This window comes from Arthrobacter sp. RIT-PI-e (genome assembly GCF_001187915.1).
Classification (GTDB): Bacteria; Actinomycetota; Actinomycetes; order Actinomycetales; family Micrococcaceae; genus Arthrobacter_D.
The window spans coordinates 14,878-41,344 of sequence record NZ_LGIU01000062.1 but is presented as its reverse complement, the minus strand read 5'-3'; the positions used below and the strand labels follow the sequence as shown (position 1 = coordinate 41,344).

26 protein-coding genes and 1 pseudogene are annotated in these 26,467 nt (G+C 71.9%); 20 read left to right on the top strand and 7 right to left on the bottom strand.

The features are described 5' to 3' along the window. Nucleotides 1-899: phosphatidate cytidylyltransferase (locus tag AC792_RS08935; protein ID WP_442853610.1), on the top strand; the 899-nt coding region annotated here is incomplete at its 5' end. A gap of 83 nt (nucleotides 900-982) precedes the next feature. After that, nucleotides 983-1,558 (top strand): DivIVA domain-containing protein, encoded by a 576-nt coding sequence (locus AC792_RS08930; RefSeq protein WP_049830185.1) that lies wholly within the window; start codon nucleotides 983-985, stop codon nucleotides 1,556-1,558. Here the strand turns inward: AC792_RS08930 and AC792_RS08925 are convergent. From AC792_RS08925 to AC792_RS08910, 4 genes and pseudogenes are all read right to left on the bottom strand, one after another. Further along, nucleotides 1,555-3,050 (bottom strand): annotated as a pseudogene (locus AC792_RS08925) (sodium/solute symporter). The gene AC792_RS08930 and the pseudogene AC792_RS08925 sit on opposite strands and share 4 nt — an antisense overlap. Before the next feature lie 25 nt (nucleotides 3,051-3,075). Further along, nucleotides 3,076-3,459, bottom strand: a complete 384-nt coding sequence (locus AC792_RS08920) for a hypothetical protein (protein WP_049830184.1) — start codon at nucleotides 3,457-3,459, stop codon at nucleotides 3,076-3,078. Nucleotides 3,460-3,572: 113 nt separating this feature from the next. Beyond that, nucleotides 3,573-4,292, bottom strand: a complete 720-nt coding sequence (locus AC792_RS08915; RefSeq protein WP_049830183.1) for a LytR/AlgR family response regulator transcription factor — start codon at nucleotides 4,290-4,292, stop codon at nucleotides 3,573-3,575. Nucleotides 4,293-4,311: 19 nt separating this feature from the next. Beyond that, on the bottom strand, nucleotides 4,312-5,499 hold the full coding sequence (locus AC792_RS08910; RefSeq protein WP_049830182.1) for a histidine kinase: 1,188 nt from the start codon (nucleotides 5,497-5,499) through the stop codon (nucleotides 4,312-4,314). A 201-nt stretch (nucleotides 5,500-5,700) separates the two neighbouring features. On the opposite strand from AC792_RS08910, the gene AC792_RS08905 reads away from it, so the two are divergent. Beyond that, nucleotides 5,701-6,084, top strand: coding sequence for a DUF485 domain-containing protein (locus AC792_RS08905; RefSeq protein ID WP_049830181.1), 384 nt, complete (start codon nucleotides 5,701-5,703; stop codon nucleotides 6,082-6,084). Continuing rightward, the gene (locus tag AC792_RS08900) at nucleotides 6,081-7,718 is read left to right on the top strand and encodes a solute symporter family protein (protein ID WP_049830180.1); all 1,638 of its coding nucleotides are present in this window, start codon (nucleotides 6,081-6,083) and stop codon (nucleotides 7,716-7,718) included. The genes AC792_RS08905 and AC792_RS08900 overlap by 4 nt, the downstream gene beginning before the upstream one ends. A 79-nt stretch (nucleotides 7,719-7,797) precedes the next feature. Here AC792_RS08900 and AC792_RS08895 read toward each other — a convergent pair whose 3' ends face one another. Further along, complete coding sequence (locus AC792_RS08895; protein ID WP_049830179.1) at nucleotides 7,798-8,277, bottom strand: Lrp/AsnC family transcriptional regulator; 480 nt, start codon at nucleotides 8,275-8,277, stop codon at nucleotides 7,798-7,800. A gap of 187 nt (nucleotides 8,278-8,464) precedes the next feature. Here AC792_RS08895 and pdhA point away from each other — a divergent pair, with 187 nt between their 5' ends. The 3 genes from pdhA to AC792_RS08880 are packed head-to-tail and all read left to right on the top strand — an operon-like array spanning nucleotide 8,465 to nucleotide 12,209. Continuing rightward, entirely contained in the window at nucleotides 8,465-9,631 is a 1,167-nt protein-coding gene (gene pdhA / locus AC792_RS08890) for a pyruvate dehydrogenase (acetyl-transferring) E1 component subunit alpha (RefSeq protein ID WP_049830178.1), read from the top strand. Next, nucleotides 9,631-10,650 (top strand): alpha-ketoacid dehydrogenase subunit beta, encoded by a 1,020-nt coding sequence (locus AC792_RS08885; protein ID WP_049830177.1) that lies wholly within the window; start codon nucleotides 9,631-9,633, stop codon nucleotides 10,648-10,650. The genes pdhA and AC792_RS08885 overlap by 1 nt, the downstream gene beginning before the upstream one ends. 2 nt (nucleotides 10,651-10,652) lie before the next feature. Continuing rightward, nucleotides 10,653-12,209 carry a dihydrolipoamide acetyltransferase family protein gene (locus AC792_RS08880; RefSeq protein WP_049830193.1) on the top strand — a complete coding sequence of 519 codons (1,557 nt, stop codon included), beginning with the start codon at nucleotides 10,653-10,655 and terminating at the stop codon, nucleotides 12,207-12,209. Between the two features lie 63 nt (nucleotides 12,210-12,272). Here AC792_RS08880 and AC792_RS08875 read toward each other — a convergent pair whose 3' ends face one another. Next, nucleotides 12,273-12,740 (bottom strand): GNAT family N-acetyltransferase, encoded by a 468-nt coding sequence (locus AC792_RS08875; RefSeq protein WP_049830176.1) that lies wholly within the window; start codon nucleotides 12,738-12,740, stop codon nucleotides 12,273-12,275. Between the two features lie 10 nt (nucleotides 12,741-12,750). Beyond that, nucleotides 12,751-13,470, bottom strand: a complete 720-nt coding sequence (locus tag AC792_RS08870; RefSeq protein ID WP_049830175.1) for a TetR/AcrR family transcriptional regulator — start codon at nucleotides 13,468-13,470, stop codon at nucleotides 12,751-12,753. Nucleotides 13,471-13,592: 122 nt separating this feature from the next. On the opposite strand from AC792_RS08870, the gene AC792_RS08865 reads away from it, so the two are divergent. The 13 genes from AC792_RS08865 (at nucleotide 13,593) to AC792_RS08810 (ending at nucleotide 26,431) form a co-directional block, all read left to right on the top strand. After that, entirely contained in the window at nucleotides 13,593-15,197 is a 1,605-nt protein-coding gene (locus AC792_RS08865) for a carboxyl transferase domain-containing protein (RefSeq protein WP_049830174.1), read from the top strand. A 5-nt stretch (nucleotides 15,198-15,202) separates the two neighbouring features. Then, nucleotides 15,203-17,266 (top strand): acetyl/propionyl/methylcrotonyl-CoA carboxylase subunit alpha, encoded by a 2,064-nt coding sequence (locus AC792_RS08860; RefSeq protein ID WP_049830173.1) that lies wholly within the window; start codon nucleotides 15,203-15,205, stop codon nucleotides 17,264-17,266. Continuing rightward, nucleotides 17,263-18,435, top strand: coding sequence for an acyl-CoA dehydrogenase family protein (locus tag AC792_RS08855; protein ID WP_049830172.1), 1,173 nt, complete (start codon nucleotides 17,263-17,265; stop codon nucleotides 18,433-18,435). The genes AC792_RS08860 and AC792_RS08855 overlap by 4 nt, the downstream gene beginning before the upstream one ends. Before the next feature lie 47 nt (nucleotides 18,436-18,482). Beyond that, on the top strand, nucleotides 18,483-19,061 hold the full coding sequence (locus AC792_RS08850; RefSeq protein ID WP_082177604.1) for a MaoC family dehydratase: 579 nt from the start codon (nucleotides 18,483-18,485) through the stop codon (nucleotides 19,059-19,061). Then, nucleotides 19,058-19,879, top strand: coding sequence for an HpcH/HpaI aldolase/citrate lyase family protein (locus AC792_RS08845; RefSeq protein WP_049830171.1), 822 nt, complete (start codon nucleotides 19,058-19,060; stop codon nucleotides 19,877-19,879). The genes AC792_RS08850 and AC792_RS08845 overlap by 4 nt, the downstream gene beginning before the upstream one ends. A gap of 66 nt (nucleotides 19,880-19,945) precedes the next feature. Next, on the top strand, nucleotides 19,946-20,161 hold the full coding sequence (locus tag AC792_RS16980) for a hypothetical protein (protein ID WP_152916117.1): 216 nt from the start codon (nucleotides 19,946-19,948) through the stop codon (nucleotides 20,159-20,161). 67 nt (nucleotides 20,162-20,228) lie between these two features. Then, nucleotides 20,229-21,497, top strand: coding sequence for a 1-deoxy-D-xylulose-5-phosphate reductoisomerase (gene dxr / locus AC792_RS08840; protein ID WP_082177603.1), 1,269 nt, complete (start codon nucleotides 20,229-20,231; stop codon nucleotides 21,495-21,497). After that, nucleotides 21,491-22,834, top strand: a complete 1,344-nt coding sequence (locus tag AC792_RS08835) for a M50 family metallopeptidase (RefSeq protein ID WP_152916118.1) — start codon at nucleotides 21,491-21,493, stop codon at nucleotides 22,832-22,834. Before dxr ends, AC792_RS08835 begins: the two co-directional genes overlap by 7 nt. Before the next feature lie 40 nt (nucleotides 22,835-22,874). Further along, nucleotides 22,875-23,492 (top strand): MarR family transcriptional regulator, encoded by a 618-nt coding sequence (locus tag AC792_RS08830; RefSeq protein ID WP_049830169.1) that lies wholly within the window; start codon nucleotides 22,875-22,877, stop codon nucleotides 23,490-23,492. 63 nt (nucleotides 23,493-23,555) lie between these two features. Beyond that, nucleotides 23,556-23,996 (top strand): hypothetical protein, encoded by a 441-nt coding sequence (locus tag AC792_RS08825; protein WP_049830168.1) that lies wholly within the window; start codon nucleotides 23,556-23,558, stop codon nucleotides 23,994-23,996. Between the two features lie 18 nt (nucleotides 23,997-24,014). After that, the gene (locus AC792_RS08820; RefSeq protein ID WP_049830167.1) at nucleotides 24,015-24,305 is read left to right on the top strand and encodes a YciI family protein; all 291 of its coding nucleotides are present in this window, start codon (nucleotides 24,015-24,017) and stop codon (nucleotides 24,303-24,305) included. A gap of 103 nt (nucleotides 24,306-24,408) precedes the next feature. Next, entirely contained in the window at nucleotides 24,409-25,575 is a 1,167-nt protein-coding gene (gene ispG / locus AC792_RS08815; RefSeq protein WP_049830166.1) for a flavodoxin-dependent (E)-4-hydroxy-3-methylbut-2-enyl-diphosphate synthase, read from the top strand. Continuing rightward, nucleotides 25,529-26,431, top strand: a complete 903-nt coding sequence (locus tag AC792_RS08810) for a GNAT family N-acetyltransferase (protein WP_200903391.1) — start codon at nucleotides 25,529-25,531, stop codon at nucleotides 26,429-26,431. The genes ispG and AC792_RS08810 overlap by 47 nt, the downstream gene beginning before the upstream one ends. The last annotated feature ends 36 nt before the right edge of the window (nucleotides 26,432-26,467 follow it).

Sequence of the window (26,467 nt, the reverse complement as noted above, 5' to 3'; positions counted from 1 at the left end):
CCCGCCGCCCCCCCCCCCCGCCCCGCGACCGCACGCCCCCGCGGGGGCCCCTGCGCCGTCGCACCCGCCGGGAACCCGGTGCGCCGTCCCGGGCCGGCCGGAACCTCCCGGCCGCGATCGGCGTGGGCGCGGCCCTCCTGGCACCGGTGCTGGTGGGCCTGCTGTTCTTCCCGGTGGCCTTCGTGGCCGTGGTGGCGCTCTTCGCCGCCGTCGGTGTGTGGGAGGTGGCACGGGCGCTGGCGATCCGGCACATCCACGTACCGCTGGTCCCCACGCTCGCCGCCACGCTGGTGCTGCCCTTCGCCGCCTACTTCGCCGGCACCGGCGGTCTCGCCGCGGCCACCACCTTCGCCGTGCTGGCCCTGTTCCTCTGGCGTTCCCTTGACCCGGCACCGGACCCGGCCAGGAGCATCATGGCCGGTGCGTTCACCGTCCTGTGGATCCCCTTCATGCTCAGCTTCGCCATGGTGCTGATGCGTGCCGACGGCGGGTACCGCGTGATCATCACGCTCCTGCTGCTCGTGGTGGCGAACGACACCTTCGGGTACCTGGTGGGTGCCTTCTTCGGCAAGCACGCCATGGCGCCGAGGATCAGCCCCAAGAAGTCCTGGGAGGGATTCGGCGGCTCCATCGGCGGGGCCTTCGTGGTGGGCGGGCTCTGCTCCGTGCTCCTGCTGCAGCAGCCGGTGTGGCTGGGACTGGCCCTCGCCGTCGCCATCGTGGCCGCGGCCACCGCCGGGGACCTCGCGGAGTCGATGATCAAGCGAGAGCTCGGCGTGAAGGACATGGGGACCATCCTCCCCGGGCACGGCGGGGTCATGGACCGGCTCGACTCGATCGTCTTCGCCTCCCCGGTCGCGTACCTGCTCTCCGCTACATTGGTACCGGGATTGCTGTAGGCGCCTGACCGGCACCCGGGATCCCGGGAGGGATGGTGCTCCCGCACCGTCCCGGTAGGTCTCAGCAGGAGGATCCCAGCAGCATGGACGTGGCTCGCTCGGACACCCCGTTCCCACGCGTGGGCCGCCGCGTCACCGGGTACCACGTACGGCAGGTGGACCGCTTCATCACCCGGGCGCGCCGCTGCTACAACCTCGACGACCCCGGCGGGGAGCAGCTGACCGGCGCCGAGATCCGCGCCGTCGCGTTCAGCCGCTCACGGGGCGGGTACGACCCCCGGAGCGTCGACGCCGCGCTGGACCGGCTCGAGGACGTGTTCGCCCGGCGCGAGCGGGAGCGCTTCATCGAGGAGAAGGGCGAGGAGGCCTGGCTGCGCAGCGTCGGGCGCACCGCGGCGATCCTCCGGCGGCGGCTCGGGCGACCCGCGGGAGAACGGTTCCGGCGGCCCGCCCGCGTACGCAGCAGGAGCTACGACGTCGAGGACGTGGACCGCCTGTGCGACGCCGTCCTCGGGTACCTCGAGAGCGACGCACCCCTGAGCGTGACCATGGTGCGGCACGCGGTGTTCCGCGAGGTGCGCGGGAGCGAGGGGTACGGGGAGAACCAGGTGGACGCCTTCCTGGACCGCGTGGTGGACCTCATGGCGGGCATCGACTAGGCCCGGGGGTGCCCGGGTGGCGCCGCCCAGCGGGGCTCGGGGGGGGGCAGCCGGGCCAGCACCCGCCAGGCGGAGGCGGGTGCACGGCCCGGCGCGCCCGTGAGACGAGCGCCATGGTGCCGAACGCCACGGGGACGGTCCACAGCGCGGGGTAGGCGAGCACCACCCGGCCGGGCCCCCCGCCCGCGCCGAGGAGACCGGCCGTGGCGATCGCCCCGCCGCACAGCACCGCCCCGGTGAGCATGCCCGCGACGGCGCCCGCGTCCGTCAGCCCGCGCCACCAGATGCCGAGCAGCAGCAGCGGGCAGAGGGTGGAGGCCGTGAACGCGAACACGGAGCCCACGCTGCCGGCCAGCGCCAGGCTGTCCGTCAGCAGCGCCAGCAGGAGGGGCACGCACGCGGAGACCAGGGCGGCACGCCGGAACCCCCGCACGGTCCCGGCGAAGAACTCCTGACTGATCACCCCGGCGAGGGAGACCACCAGGCCGCTGGTGGTGGAGAGGAACGCGGCGAACGCCCCCGCGGTCACCAGGGCGGAGAGCAGGTCGCCGGCGGTGCCGCCGAGGATCCGCCCGGGCAGCAGGAGCACCGTGGCGTCCGCGGTCCCGGCGGCCGCGAGCTCGGGCGTGTGGATCCGCCCGAGGATCCCGTAGACCGTGGGGAAGAGGTAGAACACGGAGAGCAGGCCGAGGACGATCAGCGTGGTGCGCCGGGCGGAGGGGCCGTCCGGGTTCGTGTAGAAGCGGACCAGGACGTGCGGCAGCCCGAGCGTGCCGAACAGCAGCGCGACGACCAGCGAGAGCGTCGCGTACAGGGGGGCGTCCGGGACGGTGTCGAGCTCCGGGGCGAAGGCGCTCCCGCCGGCGGTGACCGGTGCGCGGTCCGCGGCGAGGCGGAGGACCACGAAGGCCACGGGCAGGGCCAGGGCGGTGAGCTTCAGCCAGTACTGGAACGCCTGGACGAACGTGATGGAGCGCATGCCCCCGGTCATCACGCTGAGGCACACGACGACGACGACGGCGAGCGGGCCTGCCCAGGCGGGCAGGTCCGTGGTGATGCGCACGGTGAGCGCGGCACCGTGGAGCTGCGGGACGATGTAGAGCCAGCCGATGAGCACCACCAGCAGACCGGTCACCCGGCGGACCAGGAGCGAGTCCAGGCGGGAGTGCGCGAAGTCCGGCACGGTGTACGCGCCGGAGCGGCGCAGCGGTGCGGCGACGAAGAGCAGGAGCATCAGGTAGCCGGCGGTGTACCCGATGGGGAACCACAGGGCATCGGCGCCCGAGACCAGGATCAGGCCCGCGATGCCGAGGAAGCTCGCGGCCGAGAGGTACTCCCCGCCGATGGCGGAGGCGTTCCACCACGGCCGCACGGTGCGGGACGCCACGTAGAAGTCCCCCGTGGTCCGGGAGATGCGCAGCCCGTAGATCCCGATCAGCACGGTGGTGAGCGCCACGAGGCCGAGGGCGGCGTAGCCGATCACCGGGTCCAGGCGCAGTCCGCCCTCCAGCAGGGTCTCACTCATCGTCCACGAGGTCCTGGAACCGGTGCTCGTTGCGGGTGGCGCTGCGGACGTAGAGCAGGGCGCAGCCGAACACCAGGGGATACACCCCGAGCCCGAGCAGCAGCCAGGAGACCGGCACCGGGAGCACGGTGACGCCGTGGATGTCCGGGAACAGGCTGAGCAGCACCGGGATGGAGACGAGGATCACCAGGAACCCGCCCGCCACCACGAGGGCGAGGCGCAGCTGCGAGCGGATGAGCGAGGCGACGAAGACCCGGCCCACCTCAGACTGCTCGGCCAGCTCCCGTGCCACCGGGAACGTGGCTCCGCTGCCCCGACCGGTGGTGCGCGGCGCCGTGACGCGGACGCGGCGGGGGAGCTCGTCCTCCGGGCTCATGCGCGGGCCCCGGGCCGGGGGCCCGGATGCGGAGAGGACCGCGGGTGCATCCGGCTCGCGCGGCGGGGGTCCACCTGGGGTGAGCGGGACGGCGCTGCGGGGTGCGTCACCGGTCAGGACCCCGGGCGCAGCCGGGAGGCCTCGAGCCTGTCCCGGACGTCGGGCAGGTGACGTCGGCTCACCGGAAGCTCGGCGTCGCCCACGAAGAGACTGGTGCGGCCGGCGAGCATGCGCACCTTCCGTACCCGGTCCATCGCCACGAGGTAGGAGCGGTGCGTCCGCAGGAACCCGGCGTCCGCCCACTGCCGCTCCAGATCGCTCAGCGGGATGCGGATGAGGTAGCTGGCCTCCGCGGTGTGCAGGCGCGCGTAGTCGCCCTGGGCCTGCACGTAGCGGACGTCGTCGCGCCGGATCATCCGGCTCACCCCGCCCTGGTCCACCGTGATCATCTCCGGCGTTCCCCCCGAGCCCTCCACGAGCTCGTCCACCCGGCGCACCGATTCGGTGAGGCGTTCGGGGCGCACCGGTTTCAGGAGGTAGTCCACCGCCCTGAGCTCGAAGGCCTCGACGGCGCGGTCCTCGTCCGCGGTCACGAAGACGACGGCGGGGGGCCTGCCCAGGCGCCCGAGGCTGCGCGCGATGTCGACGCCGGAGAGCGAGGGCATGTGGATGTCGAGGAACAGGGCGTCCACGCTGTGCTGCTCCACCACCTTCAGCGCCGCGGCACCGCTCGACGCGCGGTGGATGGTCCCGATCCGGGCGTCCTTCCCGAGCAGGAAGGCGAGCTCCTCGACGGCGGGGGGTTCATCGTCGACGATGACAACAGTGAGCATGGCTCATAGAGTACGCGCCTCACGCCCGGTGCCCCGGCTGCGACTTCGGCACCCGCAGGGTGATGAGCGTCCCGGCGCCCGGCGCCGTGTCGATGACCAGGCCGTGCTCGTCCCCGTACACCTGGCGCAGGCGTGCATCGACGTTGCGCAGGCCCACGTGGATGTCCTCCGTGTGCCCGGCGAGCACGGAGCGCAGGTGCTCCGGATCGATCCCCACGCCGTCGTCCTCCACCGTCACCTCCGCGAACGCGCCGGCGTCGTGGGCGGTGATGGTGATGTTCCCCGTGCCGTCCTTGGACTCGAGTCCGTGGCGCACGGCGTTCTCCACGAGGGGCTGGAGACTGAGGAACGGGATCACGGTGCTGAGCACCTCCGGGCCGATCTCCAGCCGCACCCGCAGCCGGTCACCGAACCGGGCGCGCTCCAGGAGCAGGTAGCGGTCGATGCTGCGCAGCTCCTCGGCCACCGTGGTGAACTCGCCGTGACGGCGGAAGGAGTACCGCGTGAAGTCCGCGAACTCCACCACGAGCTCCCGGGCACGCTGCGGGTCCGTGGTGATGAAGGAGGCGATGGCGTTCAGGGAGTTGTAGATGAAGTGGGGGCTGATCTGGGCCCGTAGGGCGCGCACCTCGGCCTCCGCGAGCAGTCGTCGGGAGGAGTCGAGCTCCGCGAGTCCCACCTGTGTGGACACCCATCCGGCCAGCTCGGTGGTGGCCCGCACCAGTCCGGCGTCCACGTGCCGGGTGAAGGCCCCGACCGTGCCCACCACGTGCTTGCCCACGCGGATGGGGGAGAGGACGAGCTCGCCGGGCTCCGCCACGCCCAGCGCGTCCAGGCGCTGCCGCCGGACGATCTGCGTACGTCCGGTCGCGAGGACCTGCGTGACCAGGGGCATCAGGTCGGGGTGGTCGCCGCGCGCGCCCTCCCGGGCGAGGACGGCGGTGTCGTCGCTGATGATCAGCACGTCGCAGCGCAGCAGTCCGCGCAGGTGCCGGGCGGCGCGGGTGGCACCGGCGGGGGTGAGACCCTCACGGAGGTGCTCCGAGGCCAGGGTCGCCGTGTGCAGGGTGGCGTAGGTGGCGCGATCGGCGTCGGACCCGAGGTCGCGGTAGGAGCGTGAGAGGCGGAAACCGAGGAACCCCACCACGGCGAGGGTGATCACCGCCACCGCGCACACCAGGGCGGTGTCGACGGCGGCGCTGAACATGGCACCACCCTAGCGTCGCGGGGATCCAGGCGTGACCGTTCACCGCACCGGGCGGTGCGCTCGCCGATACGCGGTGACGGCGCGCTGGTGGTGGCGGAGGGCGTCACGCACAGTGATGGGAGTCACATCGACGTGCCTGTCCCGTGTCCCGGCGATGATGCCGCGCACGAGGTCAGGGACGTCCCGATCGAAGGAGGAACGATGGGTTCGCACCCAGTGGAGCCGGATCCCGGCCCCGGTGCTGCCGTGGACTTCACCGAAGTCCAGCAGACCGAACAGTTCAAGGAACTGCGCAAGCGCCACCGCAGCTTCGTCTTCCCCATGGCGGTGTTCTTCCTGCTCTGGTACTTCGCGTACGTCCTGCTGGCGGACTACGCCCACGACTTCATGGCCACCCCGGTGCTCGGCAACATCAACATCGGCATCCTCCTCGGGCTGCTGCAGTTCGTGAGCACCTTCGGGATCACCATGTGGTACGTCAGCTACGCCAACCGGCGTCTCGACCCGATCGCGAGCAGCATCCGGCACGAGCTCGAGGAAGCAGCCCCCGACGTGTTCATCGACCCCGCAGGTGGTAAGAAATGATCCCCGTCCACAGTGCGGCGCTCCGTGTGCCGCTGCAGACCGCCGAGACCACCAACGTCGGCTCGCCCCTGCTGAACATGGCCATCTTCGGCGTGTTCGTGGCCATCACCCTCGTGGTGGTGCTGCGGGCCAGCCGCAACAACAAGACGGCAGCCGACTACTACGCCGCGGGTCGCTCGTTCACGGGCGGTCAGAACGGCACGGCGATCGCCGGTGACTACCTCTCGGCGGCGTCGTTCCTCGGCATCGTGGGAGCCATCGCGATCAACGGGTACGACGGCTTCCTGTACTCCATCGGGTTCCTGGTGGCCTGGCTGGTGGCGCTGCTGCTGGTCGCCGAACTGCTGCGCAACACGGGCAAGTTCACCATGGCGGACGTGCTCTCCTTCCGCCTGAAGCAGCGGCCCGTGCGGATCGCGGCGGCCATCACCACCCTCGCCGTCTGCTTCTTCTACCTCCTCGCCCAGATGGCCGGCGCCGGCGGGCTCGTGTCGCTGCTGCTCGGCATCAACGACCGCCTGGGGCAGTCGATCGTCATCACGGTGGTCGGCGTGCTCATGATCATGTACGTGCTGATCGGCGGCATGAAGGGCACCACGTGGGTGCAGATCATCAAGGCGTGCCTGCTCATCGCGGGGGCGTTCATCATGACCGTGTGGGTCCTGGCCCTCCACGGCTTCAACCTCTCCACGCTGCTCGGCGCCGCGATCGAGACCTCCGGCAACGCCGCCATCACCAGCCCGGGCCTGCAGTACGGGCTCACCTCGGTCACGCGCCTGGACTTCCTCTCCCTGGCCCTGGCGCTCGTGCTCGGCACCGCGGCCCTGCCGCACGTGCTCATGCGCTTCTACACCGTGCCCACGGCGAAGGAGGCCCGCCGCTCCGTGGTCTGGGCCATCTGGCTGATCGGCGCGTTCTACCTCTTCACGCTGGTGCTGGGCTACGGTGCCAGCGCGCTGATCGGCTCCGAGCGCATCCTCGCCGCCCCGGGCGGCGTGAACTCGGCGGCCCCGCTGCTCGCGTTCGAGCTCGGTGGCTCGATCCTCCTCGGCCTGATCTCCGCGGTGGCCTTCGCGACGATCCTCGCGGTGGTCGCGGGCCTCACCATCACGGCGGCGGCCTCCTTCGCGCACGACATCTACGCGAGCGTGATCCGCAAGGGCAAGGTCAACCCCGACGGGGAGGTTAAGGTGGCACGCCGCACCGTGATCGTGATCGGGCTGCTCTCGATCGCCGGCGGCATCGGCGCCCAGGGCCAGAACGTGGCGTTCCTCGTGGCGCTCGCCTTCGCGGTGGCCGCCAGCGCGAACCTGCCCACCATCCTCTACTCGCTGTTCTGGAAGCGCTTCAACACGCAGGGTGCCGTCTGGAGCATGTACGGGGGGCTCGGTTCCGCGATCCTGCTGATCGCGCTCTCGCCGGTGGTCTCCGGCAGTGAGCGGTCCATGATCCAGGGCGCCGACTTCTCGGTGTTCCCGCTCAGCAACCCGGGGATCGTCTCGATCCCGCTGGCGTTCTTCCTCGGCTGGCTGGGCACCGTGCTCTCGAGGACCACGGAGGACCCGATGAAGCAGGCCGAGATGGAGGTGCGCTCGCTCACCGGCGTCGGGGCCGAGAAGGCCACCGACCACTGATCCGGCGCACCCCCGCACGATCCACCCCATCGATCACGACGACGGCCGTCCTCCGCACGGGAGGGCGGCCGCCGTCGTGTCAGGCCTCAGGTGTCCGGGGGCCGCGGGCCAGGAGCGGATCCACCCGGAAGGGGACCAGCTCACTCATCACCAGGGAGGTGTCGCACCGCTCCACACCCTCGCACGCGAGGATCGTCCCGTTGACCCTGAAGAGGTCCTCGGCGTCGACGGCCACCACCCGGACCAGGATGTCGGCCTGACCGCTCAGACCCACGGCCTCCACCACCTCGGGCACGGCGGCGATGCTGCGGGTGATGTCCGCGAGCTTCTGCTGCTGCACGTGCACGTGGATGAAGGCGGTCAGCGGGTAGCCCAGGGCGGCCGTGCTGATGCGCCGCTCGAAGGACAGGAACACGCCCTTGCGCTCGAGCCGGGACATCCTCGCCTGGACGGTGTTGCGGGACAGTCCGAGCTTCTGCGCGAGGGCGACGACGGTGCGGCGCGGATCCTGCGCGATGGCCCGCAGGAGTCTGGTGTCGGTGGTGTCCACCATATGCATACTGCGAAACGCTAACAGCCCTCCCCACCCCGCAACAGTGCATCCTGCACCGTCCCAGGCCGTTCTGTTGTGCTCCATGCGCCCTGTGAGTAGGGTCACAGACATTCCGGGCAACGGCGCCCGGGGCCTCCTGGCCGCCGGGAACGGCGGGCAGGAGGTTCTCCTGCGAAGGTGAAGGTCGTGTGGAATGTCCTCTGACGGTGCCGTGTCCGGCTCCAGGACGACAGCTGGTGCCACCGTGTTCCCCGGACCGGCGCACCCCGACGCGGATGTGCCCGTGCACCTGGTGGACCCGGACGGCGTGCGTCATCCGCACGCGTCCTACGACCCCCTCGTGGCGGACGTGGACGGCGCCGCCCTGCAGCGGCTCTACGAGGACCTGGTGGTGGTACGGCGGATCGACGCCGAGGCCACCGCACTGCAGCGGCAGGGCGAGCTGGCCCTGTGGCCCCCGCTCCTGGGTCAGGAGGCCGCGCAGATCGGCTCGGGGCGGGCCCTGCGGCCGGACGACTTCGTGTTCTCGAGCTACCGGGAGAACGCGGTGGCCTACTGCCGTGGCGTGGGGCTCGCCGACCTCCTGCGGGTGTGGCGGGGGAGCGCCTCCTCGGGGTGGGACCCCTACACGGTGAACATGGCCACACCCCAGATCATCATCGGCGCCCAGGCCCTGCACGCCACGGGGTACGCGATGGGGATCACCGCGGACGGCGCGGACTCCGTGGCGGTGGCCTACTTCGGGGACGGCGCCACCACCCAGGGGGATGTGAACGAGGCCATGGTCTTCGCCGCCAGCTACCAGGCGCCGGTGGTCTTCTTCTGCCAGAACAACCACTGGGCCATTTCCGAACCCGTGGGTCTCCAGGCCCGGGTGCCGATCGCTCGCCGCGCCCCCGGCTTCGGGATCCCCTCGGTGCGGGTGGACGGCAACGACGTCCTGGCCTGCCTCGCCGTCACCCGTGAAGCACTGGCCAGGGCGCGCTCGGGCGGCGGCCCCACCTACATCGAGGCCGTCACGTACCGGATGGGCCCCCACACCACCGCGGACGACCCCACGCGCTACCGGGAGGCCCACGAGCTGGAGCACTGGGCCGCCCGGGACCCGCTGGCGCGGCTGGCGGCGCACCTGGACTCCCTCGGCCTCCTCCCGGCCGAGTACGCGGACGCCGTGAGGTCCCGGGCCGACGCCGTCGCCGCCGAGCTGCGGGAAGCCTGCATCTCCATGCCCGAACCCGCGCCGTCGGCCCTGTTCGAGCACGTCTACAGCGAACCGAACTCGTGGCTGGAGCGCCAGCAGGACCACTACGAGCGCTACCTCGCCCTGTTCGGCGCCACCTCCGCGGAAGGACCCCGCTGATGTCCGTCACCACCTTCGGCCGTGCGATCACCGCGGGCCTCCGCCGCGCCCTGGACGAGGACCCGAAGGTGGTGCTCATGGGGGAGGACATCGGGCAGCTCGGCGGGGTCTTCCGCATCACGGACGGGCTGCAGAAGGACTTCGGGTCGCACCGCGTGCTGGACAGCCCCCTCGCCGAGGCCGGCATCATGGGCACGGCCGTGGGCCTGGCCTACCGGGGGTACCGGCCGGTGGTGGAGATCCAGTTCGACGGCTTCATCTACCCGGCGTTCGACCAGATCGTCTGCCAGGTGGCCAAGCTGCACTACCGCACGCAGGGAGCGGTGAGGATGCCGATCACCGTCCGGGTCCCGTTCGGAGGCGGCATCGGCTCCCCCGAGCACCACTCCGAGTCCCCGGAGGCGTACTTCACGCACACCTCGGGTCTGCGCGTGGTCAGCCCGTCCACCCCGCAGGATGCGTACACCATGATCCGGCAGGCCATCGCCTGCGATGATCCCGTGCTCTACTTCGAACCCAAGCGCCGCTACCACGTCAAGGGCGAGGTGGACGAGAGTGTGGGCACGGGGACGCCGGACCTCGGTGCGGCCCGGGTGGTGACGGAGGGTACCGACGTCACGCTCGTCACCTACGGACCGCTCGTGACGACGGCGCGCGATGCTGCGCTCGCGGCCTCCGACGACGGCATCTCGATCGAGGTGATCGACCTGCGCTCCCTCGCGCCGATCGACTACGGCACGGTGGAGGCCTCGGTGCGGAAGACCGGCAGGCTGGTGATCACGCACGAGGCCGCGCAGTCCGGGGGGCTCGGCGCGGAGCTCGCCGCCGGCATCACCGAGCGGTGCTTCGAGCACCTCGAGCACGCCCCGGTACGGGTGACCGGCTTCGACATCCCGTACCCCTGCTCCAAGCTCGAGTCCCACCACCTGCCGGATCTGGACCGCATCCTGGACGGCGTGGACCGGGCGCTGCGCCGACCGAACTCACTGACCGGTGCGACCCCCGGAGGAGCACGATGACCATGCCCGCCGACCCGCACACCACCGACGAGGCGCCCGGCGACCCCGCAGCGTCGGGGCGCGTACGCGAGTTCCGTCTCCCGGACCTCGGTGAGGGCCTCACCGAGTCGGAGATCCTGCGGTGGCACGTGGCCGAGGGGGAGGTGGTGGAACTGAACCAGGTCATCGCCGACGTCGAGACGGCCAAAGCGGTGGTGGAACTCCCGTCGCCCTGCGCCGGGGTGGTGCTGCGGTTGCTCGAGGGCGCGGGGACCGTGGTGGAGGTCGGCACGCCCATCATCTCCTTCACCCTCCCGGTGCCCGGAGCGTCACCCGGTGCGCCGCAGGGACCGACGGCGGTGGCCGGGGGAGAACCCGGGACCCCCGACGCCGGAGGAGCACCCCGGCGGCGCGAACCGACCCTGGTGGGCTACGGGGCCACCCCGGAGCAGGAGGGCCGCCCCCGACGCCGGAGCCGGAGCGTCGGCCGAGCGTGTCCCGGGTCCGCGCCGCAGCTCCCGGAACCCGAGGGACCTCCCCTCGCGGAACGGCGGGCGCCGCTCTCCGGGCCCCGAGCGCGGCCCACGCCGGACGTGCCGCCCGCGGCGGGACCTCCCGCGCCGCCCGTCACCGGCTCCGCGGTGCCGCACCCCGCGGAGCGGCCGCGCTCCACCCCACCGGTGCGGAAACTCGCCCGCGACCTCGGGATCGCCCTCGACACCCTGACCGGCAGCGGGCCGGGCGCACTGATCACGCGCGAGGACGTCCTCGCCGCACTCACGCAGCCACCGACGCCGCGGGAGGCGGACGGCCCGCGGCACGTGGACCCGGCGGGGCCGGGAACCCCGCGGGAGGCGCCGGCCGGCCGCGCGACCCCGCCCGGCGAGGCCCGGCTGCCCATCCGCGGGATCCGCAAGCTCACCGCCGCCGCGATGGTGTCCAGTGCCTTCACCGCGCCGCACGCCACGGAGTTCCTCACCATCGACGTCACCCCCACCCTGGAGCTGCTGGAGGAGGTGCGCAGGAACCCCGCCTCCACGGGGACCCGCATCACGATGCTGAGCGTGGTCGCCAAGGCGGTGTGCATCGCCGCCGCCCGGAACCCCTCGCTGAACTCCTCCTGGGACGAACGAGCCCAGGAGATCGTGCAGTACGCGGGCGTCAACCTGGGCATCGCGGCCGCCACCCCGCGGGGGCTGGTGGTGCCGAACATCAAGGGGGCCGAACGGCTGACGCTCCTGGAGCTCGCCCGGGCGCTCGCCGCCCTGACCGAGACGGCGCGCTCCGGACGGACCACGCCCGCCGCGCTCGCCGGCGGGACCCTCTCGATCACCAACATCGGGGTGTTCGGGATCGACGCCGGGACACCGATCCTGACCCCGGGTGAGGCCGCGATCCTGGCCGTGGGGGCGGTTCGGCGCATGCCCTGGGAGTACCGGGACGCCGTCGCCCTGCGCTCCGTGCTCACCCTCAGCCTGTCCTTCGACCACCGGCTCGTGGACGGTGAGCAGGGCTCGCACTTCCTCGCCGACGTCGGGACGATCCTCAGCAGGCCGGCCATGGTCCTCGCGATGGTCTGAGCAGTCCGGACACCGCCCGGAACGGTTCCGTGGTGGAAGGAGCCCTGCCCCGGGCCGGTCGGGCTAGGACAGCTCGAGCACGAGTTCCTTCACCACCGCGCCACGGGCGGGTGAGAAGCCCTGCTCCTCGCCGATGTGCCGGAAGCCCCAGCGTTCGAGGATCCGGATGGAACTCGTGTTGTCGGCGACGGCGCGTGCCCGCAGCGGACGTGCCGTCACCTCGCCGAGGAACTGTCCCACGGCGGCCGGGGGGATGCCCTGGCCCCACCGGGGGCGGTCGATCCAGTAGCTGATCTCGGGGACCTCGCCGTGGTGGTAGGCGAGGATGCTGCCCACCACGTCGCCGTCGGAGAGGATGGTGCGCACGGTGATCCGGGTGTCGTTCAGGATCTCCTGCCAGTGGTGGTCGAATACGGCGCGGTCGGCGGGATTCTTGGCGCCGAAGGCCGCCATGTGGTTCGCCCCGGGATCCAGCTGGTGCGAGAAGAACTCGTCGACATCGGTGGCTTCAACGGGACGTAGCGTGATCACGGCGGTACTTTCAGTCGGCGGACGGCCGGGCGGCGAGCTCGGCCGGTACTTCTCGAGAGTTCAGCGTACTCGGTGGGCCGGACGCACCGCCGGACGACCCCGTCGGGCGGACCGGGTCGGCGACCACGAGGGCCGCCCAGGCCATCCCCTGCAGCAGCTCACCCACGCCGCGGGCCTCCGGGGTCCGGTGTCCGCGGGGCGTGGTGTGCGGGGTGGAGTTGATGAGCCCGAGGACGGCGTGGACGCGTCCGAGGAGCAGCGCCCGGTCGGCCTGCGGCAGGTGGCGTGCGAGCTGGTCCACCCAGAGCTGCACGTAGGTGCGCTGCAGGGAGCGCACGATGCGGCCGTCGGCGGCGGGCAGGGCGCCGAGGTCCCGGTCGTGGACCCGGATCACGTTCGCGTTGTGCAGGGCGAACTCCACGTGGAAAGCGATCAGTGCCCGCAGTGCCGCCTCCGCGGTGGCGGCGTGCTCCACCACCGCCCTGCCGCCGTCGAGCAGTTCCTCGCTCACACCCGTGAGCAGTGCCGCGAGGACGGAGGGCTTGCCCGGGAAGTGCCGGTAGACGGCCGGCCCGCTCACCCCTGCCGCGGCGCCGAGGTCCTCGATCGACACCCCGTTGTAGCCGCGCTCCGCGAACAGCTGGGCCGCGGCGTCGAGCAGGATGGCGCGCCGGGTGGCCTTGGCGAGGCTCCGGCCGGTGAGGGGGGCCCCGACGGGACGCGTGGTCATGCCTGTCCTCCTCGCGGGCCGGGGCGGTGTGCCTCCCATTGTGCTGGACTTGCCGGTTAATGACCACTAACCTGAGGATCGGTTAGTGAGTACTAACCGAGCCGTGTGCGAGGAAGAAGTCGATGGAGACTCTGACGTCGAAGGTGGATCCGGGGTCGCCCGTGTTCACCGCCAACCAGGATGCCCAGCGGGAGCTGGTCGCCGAGCTGCGCCGTCGACTCGCCGTCGCGGCCCTGGGCGGGCCCGAGGTGTCCCGGCAGCGTCACCTCTCCCGCGGCAAGCTGCTCCCGCGGGAGCGCATCGACCACCTGCTCGACGACGGAAGCCCCTTCCTGGAGATCGCGCCGTTGGCGGCGGAGGGCATGTACGACGGCGAGTGCCCGGGTGCGGGCGTGATCGCGGGGATCGGCCTGGTCCACGGGCGCCACGTGCTCGTGATCTGCAACGACGCCACCGTCAAGGGGGGCACCTACTACCCCATGACGGTGAAGAAGCACCTCCGCGCGCAGGAGATCGCCCTCGAGAACGCCCTGCCGTGCGTGTACCTGGTGGACTCCGGCGGCGCCTTCCTCCCGCGGCAGGACGAGGTCTTCCCGGACCGCGAGCACTTCGGGCGCATCTTCTACAACCAGGCCACCATGTCCGCACGGGGGATCCCGCAGCTCGCCGCCGTGCTCGGCAGCTGCACCGCGGGCGGTGCCTACGTCCCGGCCATGAGCGACGAGACCGTGATCGTCCGGAACCAGGGCACCATCTTCCTCGGCGGCCCGCCCCTGGTGAAGGCCGCGATCGGCGAGGTGGTGAGCGCCGAGGAGCTCGGCGGCGGCGAGGTCCACTCCCGTGTCTCCGGGGTCACCGACCACCTGGCCGAGAACGACCGGCACGCCCTCGAGATCGTGCGGGACATCATCGCGACCCTGCCACCTGCCCGCGCCTCCGCGGCGACCACGGGACCCGTGGAACCCGCGGTCGCCCCCGAGGAGCTGTACGGCGCCGTCCCCACGGACGTGAACGCCGCCTACGACGCCCGCGAGGTGATCGCCCGGATCGTCGACGGCTCGCTCTTCCACGAGTTCAAGCGCGAGTACGGCACCACGCTCGTCACCGGCTTCGCCACGATCCACGGTCACCGGGTGGGCATCGTGGCCAACAACGGCGTGCTGTTCGGCGAGTCGGCGCTCAAGGGGGCGCACTTCATCGAGCTCTGCGACCAGCGGGGCGTCCCGCTCGTGTTCCTGCAGAACCTCTCGGGCTTCATGGTGGGCAGGGACTACGAGGCCGCGGGGATCGCCAAGCACGGCGCGAAGATGGTCACCGCCGTCGCCACGTGCCGTGTCCCCAAGCTCACCGTCGTCATCGGCGGGTCCTTCGGGGCCGGGAACTACTCGATGTGCGGGCGGGCGTTCTCACCGCGCTTCCTGTGGATGTGGCCGGCCGCCCGGATCTCGGTGATGGGCGGTGCCCAGGCCTCTTCTGTCCTCGCGACCGTCAGGCGCGACCGGGCGGAGGCCCGGGGCGAGGACTGGTCCGCGGAGGCCGAGGAGTCCTTCCGAGCCCCGATCCGCGAGCAGTACGAGGCGCAGGGCAACCCCTACTACTCCACCGCGCGTCTCTGGGACGACGGCGTGATCGACCCCGCCGACACCCGGAGGGTCCTCGGCCTGGCCCTCGACGTGTGCGCTCTCACGCCCCTGCCCGAGACCTCCTTCGGCCTCTTCCGGATGTGAACCCGATGACCCTCCCCGTCCACCCCGCTCGCCGGCCCTTCGACACCGTGCTCGTGGCCAACCGCGGCGAGATCGCCTGCCGCGTCATCCGCTCCGTCCGCGCCCTGGGCCTGCGCTCCGTCGCCGTGCACAGCGACGCCGATGCCGGGGCACGTCACGTGCTCGAGGCCGATCTCGCGGTGCGGATCGGGGGAGCGGCGCCCGCGGAGAGCTACCTCTCGATCCCCGCGGTGCTCGAGGCCTGCCGCCGCACGGGCGCCGGCGCCGTGCACCCGGGGTACGGCTTCCTCAGCGAGAACGCCGCCCTCGCCGGGGCGCTCGCCGCCGAGGGCATCGTCTTCGTCGGGCCGGGCGTCCACGCGCTGGAGGTCATGGGGGACAAGATCCGCGCCAAGAACCACGTCGCGGGCTCCGGCGTGCCGGTGGTGCCGGGGATCGCCGAGCCGGGACTGACGGACGAGGCGCTCCTGGCCGCGGCGGACCGGGTGGGTTTCCCCCTGCTCATCAAGCCCTCGGCGGGCGGCGGCGGCAAGGGCATGCACGCCGTCCACCCGCCCGAGGACCTCCCCGACGCGCTCACCACCGCGCGGCGGGGCGCCCCCCGCGCCTTCGGCGACGACACCCTGTTCCTGGAACGGCTGATCGAGCGGCCCCGCCACATCGAGGTCCAGGTGCTAGCCGACGCGCACGGGACCGTGATCCACCTCGGGGAACGCGAGTGCTCGCTGCAGCGCAGGCACCAGAAGGTCATCGAGGAGTCGCCCTCACCGCTGCTCGACGACTCGACCCGCCGGCGCATCGGTGCGGCCGCGTGCGAGGCCGCCCGCAGCGTCGACTACACCGGCGCCGGCACGGTCGAGTTCCTGGTTTCCGACACCGCCCCGGAGGAGTTCTTCTTCATGGAGATGAACACGCGCCTGCAGGTGGAGCACCCCGTCACGGAGCTCGTCACCGGCGTGGACCTCGTGGCCTGGCAGCTCCGCATCGCGGCCGGCGAGGAGCTCGCGCTCACGCAGGACGACGTCGTCCTCACCGGCCACGCCGTGGAGGCACGCGTCTACGCGGAGAACCCCGAGGCAGGGTTCCTGCCCTCCACCGGCACCGTCCTGGCGCTCGCCGAGCCTGCGGGGGAGGGTGTCCGCGTGGACGGCTCCCTGCTCGCGGGAGGCACCGTATCGGCGTCGTACGACCCGATGCTCGCCAAGGTGATCGCCTGGGGCACGGACCGCGGACAGGCGCTCGACCGCCTCGACGCCGCGCTCGCCGGCACCGTGGTGCTCGGCGTGCACACGAACCTCGAGTACCTGCGCCTGCTGGTCACCGACGACGACGTCCGGGCCGGGCGCCTCGACACCACCCTGATCGAGCGGAAGCTCCCCGGCCTCGCCTTCCGCCGCGTGAGTACCGAGGACCTGGCGCTCGCCGCCGTCCTGCTGGTCGGGGCCGAGCCGGCCCGCGGTGGCTCCCCCTGGCACCGCGCGGACGGCTTCCGCCTCGGCGTACCGAGACCCCGCGGACTGGTCCTCGAGCACGACGGCGGGACGGCGACGGTGGAGCTGCTGCCGACCGCCACCGGCTGGCAGGCGACGGTCGGGGACACGGGCGTCGTCGTGGAGGTCGGTGCCCGGGGTGCGACGATCGACGGCCTCCGCCGCCCCCGCACCCACGCCGTCGACGGCGACACCGTGTGGCTGGGAGACGCCGGGTGGTCCACCCGGCTACGGCGCCTCTCGCGCCGCGACCTCCTCGAGGCCGACCTCGCCCGCATCAGCCGTGAGGAGGGCGCGGCGGACCCCCTGGTCCGCAGCCCCATGCCCGGCACGGTCGTGTCCGTGGCCGTCGAGGACGGCGCGGCCGTCCGCGACGGCGACGTGCTGCTCACCGTCGAGGCCATGAAGATGGAGCACCGCCTCACGGCCGCCGTGTCCGGCATCGTGCACCTGTCCCTGCGGCCCGGGGACCTCGTCCGCGCCCAGCAGGTCGTCGCGAGCATCGACCCACCCGGCACTGCCACACCCGATTCTCCGGCCGATCCCGGGGACCAGCCCTCGGAAGGGGACCCAGCATGAACACCGAACTGAGCGAGGAGTACCAGGACCTCGCGGACACCGTCCGCGAGTTCGCCGACGAGGTGGTGGCCCCCGTGGCCGCCGAGCACGACGCCGCGCACAGCTTCCCCTACGCGGTGGTGAAGCAGATGGGGGACATGGGCCTGTTCGGTCTGCCGTTCCCGGAGGAGTACGGCGGCATGGGGGGTGACTACTTCGCACTGTGCCTGGCCATCGAGCAGCTGGCGCGCGTGGACCAGTCCGTCGCCATCACGCTCGAGGCCGGGGTGTCCCTCGGGGCCATGCCGGTGTACCGGTTCGGCACCGAGGAGCAGAAGCAGCAGTGGCTGCCCTCGCTGGCCTCCGGTGCCGCACTCGGCGCCTTCGGCCTCACCGAGTCCGAGGCCGGTTCCGACGCCGGGGGCACGAGGACCACGGCGACCCTCGAGGCCGGGGCCGGCGGGCCGGAGTGGGTGATCGACGGCACGAAGGAGTTCATCACGAACTCCGGCACGGACATCACCTCGCTGGTCACCGTCACGGCCGTGACCGGGACCTCCGAGCGCCCGGACGGCACGGTGAAGAAGGAGATCTCCACCCTCCTGGTGCCCGCGGGCACCCCCGGCCTGACGGTGGAGAAGGCGTACGACAAGGTGGGCTGGAACGCCTCGGACACCCACCCGCTGACCCTCAGGGACGTCCGCGTCCCCGAAGCGAACCTGCTCGGGGAACGGGGCCGCGGGTACGCGAACTTCCTCCAGATCCTCGACGAGGGCCGGATCGCCATCGCGGCGCTCGCCACCGGGGCCGCGCAGGGCTGCGTGGAGCAGTCCATCCGCTACGCGGGGGAGCGCCGCACGTTCGGCAGCGCGATCGGCAGCAACCAGTCGATCCAGTTCAAGATCGCCCGCATGCATCTCCGCGTGTACACCGCACGCCTGGCCTACTACGACGCCGCTGCACGCATGCTCGCGGGCAGGCCCTTTAAGACGCAGGCCTCCATCGCGAAGCTCGTGGCCGGCGAGGCCGCCATGGACAACGCGCGGGACGCCACGCAGATCTTCGGCGGCTACGGCTTCGTCAACGAGTTCGTGGTGTCCAGGCACTACCGTGACTCGAAGATCCTCGAGATCGGCGAGGGCACCACCGAGGTGCAGCTCATGCTCATCGCGAGGGAGCTGGGACTGTAGCCCGTGATGATCGGGACGACGACGGCGACGGCACGAGGAGGGGCGTGATGACGGACGAGGCGATCGGCCCGGCGGGCTCCCGCAGCGGGTCCGCGGGACCGGGTGGGCGCCGGGTGATCGAGCAGCGCGGGCTCTACGCGAAGGAGCTCGAGCCCGGGGTGGTGTACGCGCACCGTCCGGGCCGCACCCTCACCGAGGCGGACAACGTGCTGTTCACCACGCTCACCATGAACACCCAGGCCCTCCACCTGGACGCCGCGTTCTCGGCCGGGCAGCCCTTCGGTCAACGGCTCGTCAACTCGATGCTCACCCTGGCCACCCTCGTGGGGCAGTCCGTAACCCAGCTGACCCAGGGCACCCTCGTGGCGCAGCTCGGGCTCACCGACGTCTCCTTCCCGCACCCGCTCTTCCACGGGGACACCCTCACCACGGAGACGGAGGTCACCGCCGTCAGGGCCTCCGGCTCGCGGCCCGGCCGGTCCGTGGTGACCCTGACCCACACGGGCCGCAACCAGCACGGGGACGTGGTGGCGCAAGCCACCCGTACGGTGCTGATGTGGTCCTCCGCGTCCTCCCGGGAGGCCGCGGCCCGGGACACCACGTCCACCCAGGAGGATCCGCCGTGACCCCCTTCCCGTTCGGCCCCTCACTGCTGTTCTGCCCCGCCGATCGCCCCGAACGGTACGCGAAGGCAGCCGACCGGTCGGACGCCGTGATCCTCGACCTCGAGGACGCCGTCGCCCCGGGCGCGAGGACCGCCGCCCGCGAGGCGCTCCTCGCCACGCGGCTGGATCCCGCCCGCACCGTCGTGCGGGTGAACGCGGTGGGCACACCGGACTTCGCCCTGGACTGCGCGGCCCTGGCACGCACCGACTACCGCACGGTGATGCTCGCCAAGACGGAGTCACCCGAGCAGCTCGACGCCGTCCGCCGGGAACTGGGCCAGGTGGCCGTCGTCGCGCTCCTCGAGACGGCGCTCGGCGTGGTCAGCGCGCTCGAGATCGCTCGGACCCCGGGGGTCAGTGCCCTCATGTGGGGCGCCGAGGACCTCCTCGCCTCCCTGGGCGGGACCTCGAGCCGCGGGCCGGACGGCGCCTACCGCGCCGTGGCCCTCCAAGCGCGCTCGCAGGGGCTGCTCGCCGCCGGGGCGGCCGGGATCGCCGCCGTCGACGCCGTGTACGTGGACATCGCCGACGTCCGGGGTCTCACCGAGGAGGCGGCCGACGCGGCGGCGTCCGGTTTCGCCGCCAAGGCCTGCATCCACCCCGGCCAGGTGGCCGCCGTCCGCTCCGCCTTCGCGCCCGACGAGCAGGAGGTGGAGCGGGCACGCGCCCTGCTCGCGGCCGCGGAGCACCAGGGCGGCGTCTTCGTCCACGAGGGGCGGATGGTGGACGAGCCGATCCTCCGGCACGCCCGCAGCGTGGTGGCCCGGGCACGCGACTGAGCGGGCCGGCGGACGTCCCGTGCACCGCGTCGTCGACCCCGGCACGTTCGTGGCTATGCTCGGGAGATGAGCGAGCCGGCGGGACCTCCGCGGAAACCGGGAACGCGCACCATGACCGCGGGACTCTGCCTGGCCGGGCTGGCGTTCGGGTTCAGCCTGGTGGCGTTCTCCTGGGGGGCGGGTCCCAGTGCCCTCACCATCGGCGCCCTGGGACTCGGCCTGGCGATCGCGGTGGTCGGCTTCGCCCGGCGGGTGCTCGCCGACCCGGGGCGCCGATCCTGACCACGTGCGGGCGCGACCCGGTGCGGACCGGGCATCCCGTGCGGAACGACTGCGCGATACTGGGGCCATGGACTTCAGCAACCCCTCCCGCGGGTACCGGCGCGTCTCGATCCTCGGGTCCACGGGCTCCATCGGCACGCAGGCCCTCGACGGGACCGCCGCCGCCCCGGACCGCTTCGGCGTCGCCGGTCTCAGCGCCGGCGGCCGCAACCTCGAACTCCTCGCCCGGCGGGCCGTGGCCGTCCGCGCCCCCGCCGTCGGGGTGGCCTCCGGGACGGAGGAGGAGCTCGACGGCGCGATCGCCGCGGCAGCCGACGAGGCACACGTCACCGGGTACGCGCCCGAGCTCTTCGTGGGTCCCGGTGCTGCGGCTGACATCGCCGCCTGGCCGGACGCCGACGTCGTCCTCAACGGGATCACCGGGTCCATCGGCCTGGAACCCACCCTCGCCGCGCTCGCCGCCGGCCGCCTGCTGGCCCTCGCCAACAAGGAGTCGCTCATCGCCGGGGGAGCGCTGGTCCGCGCCGCGGCCGCCCCGGGGCAGCTGGTCCCCGTGGACTCCGAGCACTCCGCGATCGCCCAGGCGCTCCGCGGCGGTACCCCCGACGAGGTGGACCGGCTGGTGCTCACGGCCTCCGGCGGACCCTTCCGCGGGATGGGCCGCGAGGAGCTGCGGCACGTCACCCCGGCCCAGGCCCTGGCCCACCCCACCTGGGACATGGGCCGGGTGATCAGCACCAACTCCGCCTCCATGGTCAACAAGGCGCTGGAGGTGATCGAGGCGCACCTGCTCTTCGACGTCCCCCTCGAGCGGATCGACGTGGTGGTGCACCCGCAGTCCATGATCCACTCCATGGTGCAGTTCGTGGACGGCTCCACCCTCGCGCAGGCCTCACCCCCGGACATGCGCCTGCCCATCGCGCTCGGCATCGGCTGGCCGTTCCGGGTGCCCGGGTCCGCGCGCCCCTGCGACTGGAGCACTCCGGAGACCTGGACGTTCGAGCCGCTGGACGAGGACGCCTTCCCCGCCATCGCGCTCGCGAAGCGGGCCGCGGGCGACGGCGGCACCCGCATGGCGGTGTTCAACGCGGCCAACGAGGAGGCGGTGGACGCCTTCCACGACGGCGTCATCGGCTTCACCGACATCGTGGACACCGTGGCCGCGGTGGTGGAGGACCACCGCGCACTGGGTGCCGGCCGGCAGGGCCTCGATCTCGCCGGAGTGCTCGAGGCCGAACGCTGGGCACGGAACCGTGCCCGTGCGCGTTGTGGCTCCGGGGAATCATCGCGGCCGGGCACGGCCGGCGGCCCGGAAGGCTCGAAGGAAACATCGTGACAGTCCTGTTGTTCATCGCCGGCGTGCTCTTCGTCGTCGTCGGCATCCTCCTCTCCATCGCCCTGCACGAGGTGGGCCACCTGGTCCCCGCGAAGCTGTTCAAGGTGCGCGTCACGCAGTACATGGTGGGGTTCGGCCGCACCGTGTGGTCCCGGCAGCGCGGCGAGACCGAGTACGGGATCAAGGCGATCCCGGCCGGGGGCTACGTGTCCATGGTGGGGATGTTCCCGCCCGCCACGTCCGACACGGATGCCGTGCGGCAGTCCAGCACCGGGGTGTTCCAGCAGCTGAGCAACGACGCCCGGCAGGTGGCGGCGGAGCAGCTGCTGCCCGGGGACGAGAATCGCGTGTTCTACAGGCTGCCCGTCTGGAAGCGCATCGTCATCATGCTGGGCGGGCCGCTGATGAACCTGCTGATCGGCGTGATCCTGTTCGCCGTGCTGATCATGGGGTTCGGTACCGCGCAGGCCACCACCACGCTGGCCGCCGTGGACCGGTGCGTGGTGACGGCGACCCAGGGCGCTGCCACCGGGCAGAAGGAGTGCATGCCCGGCGATCCCGCCGCCCCCGCCTTCGACGCCGGGCTCCTGCCCGGGGACCGGATCGTCACCTTCGACGGCTCGGACGTCACCGACTGGGACCAGCTGTCCGGCCGGATCCGGGAGGCCGCCGGCCGTGAGGTCCCCCTCTCCTACGTGCGCGACGGCGAGACGATCGACTCGACGATCACCCCGCTGCTGACCGCCCGCCCCGTCATCACCGACGCCGGCGTACCCGCACTGGACGACGACGGCGTGGTGGTCACCCAGGACGTCGGCTTCATCGGCGTGGCGTCGCTCCAGGAGCTCCAGCGGCAGCCGGCCACCGAGGTGCTCCCCGCGGTGGGCGACTCGCTGGTCCGCGTGGCGGGTGTGGTGATCCGGCTCCCGCAGCGCCTGTACGAGGTGGGGCAGGCGGCCTTCTCGGACGCCCCACGTGATCCTGACGGACCCATCAGCGTGGTGGGCGTCGGCAGGATCGCGGGGGAGATCTCCGCGATGGAGGAGATCCCCCTCGCCTCCCGTGCCGCGACCCTGGTCGGGCTGGTGGGCAGCGTGAACCTGGCACTGTTCGTGTTCAACCTGATCCCGCTCCTGCCACTGGACGGCGGGCACGTGGCCGGCGCCCTCTGGGAAGGGCTGCGCCGCGGGGTGGCCCGACTGTTCAAGTGGCCCGATCCGGGACCGTTCGACATGGCCAAGCTCCTCCCGCTCACCTACGTGGCGGCGATCCTGTTCATGGGCATGGGAGTGCTGCTGATCTACGCGGACATCGTGAAGCCCGTGAGCCTGTTCTGAATCGGTTGTAATCGCATTGTCAACCTCATACGGTTGATGAATGTTCGTCCTCACCATCGACCAGGCCGGCAGCAGGTCCTCCGGGGACCGCGTCCCCGAGCTGCTCCGCCTCCTCGGGCCCATCGACGCCGTCCTGCCCTGGGAACGCTCGGTGGGGGACGAGGCACAGGGTGCACTCCAGGACGCGGAGGGCGTGGTCGACGTCGTCCTCGCCTGCCTGCGGGCAGGTGGCTGGTACGTGGGCGTGGGGATCGGCGAGGTGGAGCAGCCGCTCCCGGCCTCCCCGCGGGAGGCCCGCGGCCCGGCCTTCGTGGCTGCCCGCGCGGCGGTGGAACGCGCCAAGCGGACCGGGGAACGGGCCCCGCTGGCCGTCGAAGGACCGGACGGGGCGGCCGAGGCGGAGGGTGTGCTCGCGCTGCTGGGGCGGCATGTGCTGGGCCGGTCGGCGGCCGAGTGGCGGATCCTCGACCTCCTCGAGCCGGGGGTCCGGGGTACGCAGACCGCCGTGGCACGCACCCTCGGCATCAGCCCGCAGGCGGTCAGCAAGGCGGCGGCACGTGCGGCCTGGCACGAGGAGCTCGCCGTCCGCCCGGCGGTCGTCCGCCTGCTGACCTGGGCGGACGCGGGCACGCGCTACCGTGGGGGCGAGGTGCGGTAGACATGGAGCGGACCGATTGTGCCGGATCCGCACGGTCGGTGCACGACGACGAGGAGGGGTGCCGTGGACGCGCTCTGGACGGTGCTCGCCCTGCTCGTGGCGGGAGGGCTCGGCTCGCCCGTGACCCTCCTCGTGCTGCGCCTGGCACGCTCGGTGGACACCGCCCAGCGCCGTCGGGAGGATGCCCCGGAACCTCCCGGGAACCCGCGCATCGATCTGCCCGACCCTCCCCGCACCCCACCCTCCGTCACGGCGGGCACCCTCCCTCCCGGGGTGCTACGCGGTGGTCTGGTGATCGGGGTGCTCGAGCGGATCGCGGTGACGCTGGCCATCCTCACCGGGGAGCCCGTGGGCATCGCCTACGTGGTGGCCGTGAAGGCCCTGGGCCGGTACGCGGAGCTCAAGGAGACCCCGGCGGCCTCGGAGCGGTTCATCATCGGCACCCTCACCTCCCTCCTGTGGGCGGCGATCGTGGGCGCCGTGGTCCGGACCTACCTGATCTGATTCACGTAGGGTGAGCGCATGAGCATCTTCGCCGTCGAGTACGTGTACAACCCCGATTCCGAGGAGCTCCGCACGGAGCACCGCCCCGAGCACCGTGAATGGCTCCAGGGACTCGTGGAGCAGGGGAGGGTACTGGCGTCCGGGCCGTTCGCCGACGGCAGCGGCGCCCTCCTGATCTTCACGGCGGACACGGAGGCGGACCTCACGCAGCTCGTCGGTCAGGACCCCTTCGCCCGCGAGGGCGCCATCTCGGGGGTGCGGACCACGGAGTGGAACGCCCTGGTGGGGGCCTTCCGCGACCTGGTGTGATCGTCCCCCGCTCCTCGCATCCACCGATCGTGGGGCAGGTGGATAATGGGACGGGAAGTTTCGTCAGACGTGCGGCCCAGGGCCGCCACCAAGGGAGAATGTCTTGACCTCGGTCAATCTAGGAATGCCAGCAGCACCACCGCCCGTCCTCGCACCACGGCGCAAGACCCGCCAGATCAAGGTGGGATCGGTGGGTGTCGGATCCGATTCGCCCATCAGCATCCAGTCGATGACCACCACCCCCACCACGGACATCAACGCCACCCTGCAGCAGATCGCCGAGCTGACCGCCACGGGGTGCGACATCGTGCGCGTCGCGTGCCCCACCTCGGACGACGCCGAGGCGTTGCCCATCATCGCGAAGAAGTCCCAGATCCCGGTGATCGCGGACATCCACTTCCAGCCCAAGTACGTGTTCGCCGCGATCGACGCCGGCTGCGCCGCGGTCCGCGTGAACCCGGGCAACATCCGGAAGTTCGACGACCAGGTCAAGCAGATCGCCGACGCCGCCAAGGCCGCGGGAACCTCGATCCGGATCGGCGTCAATGCCGGATCGCTGGACCCCCGCCTCCTGGAGAAGTACGGCAAGGCCACCCCCGAGGCCCTCGTGGAGTCCGCGGTGTGGGAGGCCTCCCTCTTCGAGGAGCACGACTTCCACGACTTCAAGATCTCCGTGAAGCACAACGATCCGGTGATCATGGTGCGCGCCTACGAGCTCCTCGCCGAGCGGGGCGACTGGCCCCTGCACCTCGGCGTCACCGAGGCCGGCCCCGCCTTCCAGGGGACCATCAAGTCCGCCACCGCCTTCGGTGCGCTGCTCGCCAAGGGCATCGGCGACACCATCCGCGTCTCGCTCTCCGCGCCCCCGGTCGAGGAGATCAAGGTGGGCAACCAGATCCTGCAGTCCCTCAACCTGCGCCCGCGCAAGCTCGAGATCGTCTCCTGCCCGTCCTGCGGACGGGCCCAGGTGGACGTCTACACCCTGGCCGAGGAAGTGACCGCCGGGCTCGAGGGCATGGAGGTGCCGCTGCGCGTGGCCGTCATGGGCTGCGTGGTCAACGGACCGGGTGAGGCCCGCGAGGCGGATCTGGGTGTGGCGTCCGGCAACGGCAAGGGCCAGATCTTCGTCCGCGGCGAGGTCATCAAGACCGTCCCCGAGGACCAGATCGTGGAGACGCTGATCGAGGAAGCGATGCGGCTCGCAGAGGAGATGGGTGAGTCCGATGGCGAAACTGCTGGCCAAGGTGGCCCCATGGTTACCGTCAGCTAGAGCACAGGCCGATCCGGAGGGGCCGTGGTCCTTCCGGGTCCTCGGCGAGCAGGACACCCGGGACCTGTGGTCCATCGTGGACGAGGACCCCGTGGCCAACGTCTTCGTGGCCTCCCACCTCGAGGCCTCGGGCAGCGCGGCGCCGTCGTTCGCCGGCGGGGAGATCGTCGGGATGTTCCGTCACCACGAGCTCCGGGCCGCCTGCTGGGCCGGGGGGAACCTGGTGCCCATCGGCGTGACGGACGAGACGGGTGCCATCTTCGGTGACCACCTCGGACGCTCCGGGAGGACGTTCTCCTCGATCTTCGGACTCTCCGAGGGGGTCATGGACCTGTGGTCCACCCTGGAGGACTTCAGCGCCGATCCCTTCGACGTCCGCCCGAACCAGCCGCTGCTGGTGATCGACGCCGATCCGGCCGTCCCCCCTGCACCCGATCTGCGGTTCAGCCGCCCGGAGGACCTCGAGCGCGTGCTGCCCGCCTGCGCGGCGATGTTCGAGGAGGAGGTGGGCTACTCGCCGTTCACCGGCGGCTCGGAGCACTACCGCCGCCGCGTCGCCTCGCTGATCGGCCGCCGGCACTCGCTCGCCGCGTTCGACGACGACGGCGCGGTGATCTTCAAGGCCGAGCTCGGGACGGTGAGCTCCCAGGCGGTGCAGATCCAGGGCGTGTGGATGAACCCGGACCACCGCGGCAAGGGCCTGAGCGCCGGGTACATGGCCGGTGTGGCCGAGGCGGCCCGGAACCTCGCCCCCACGGTGAGCCTGTACGTGAACTCCTACAACGCCCGGGCCATCGCCTCCTACGAGCGGGTCGGTTTCCGCCAGGTGGACACCTTCGCCACCATCCTGTTCTGATCCGCACCCGCATGCTCCGAGGTGCGGAAGCAGCGC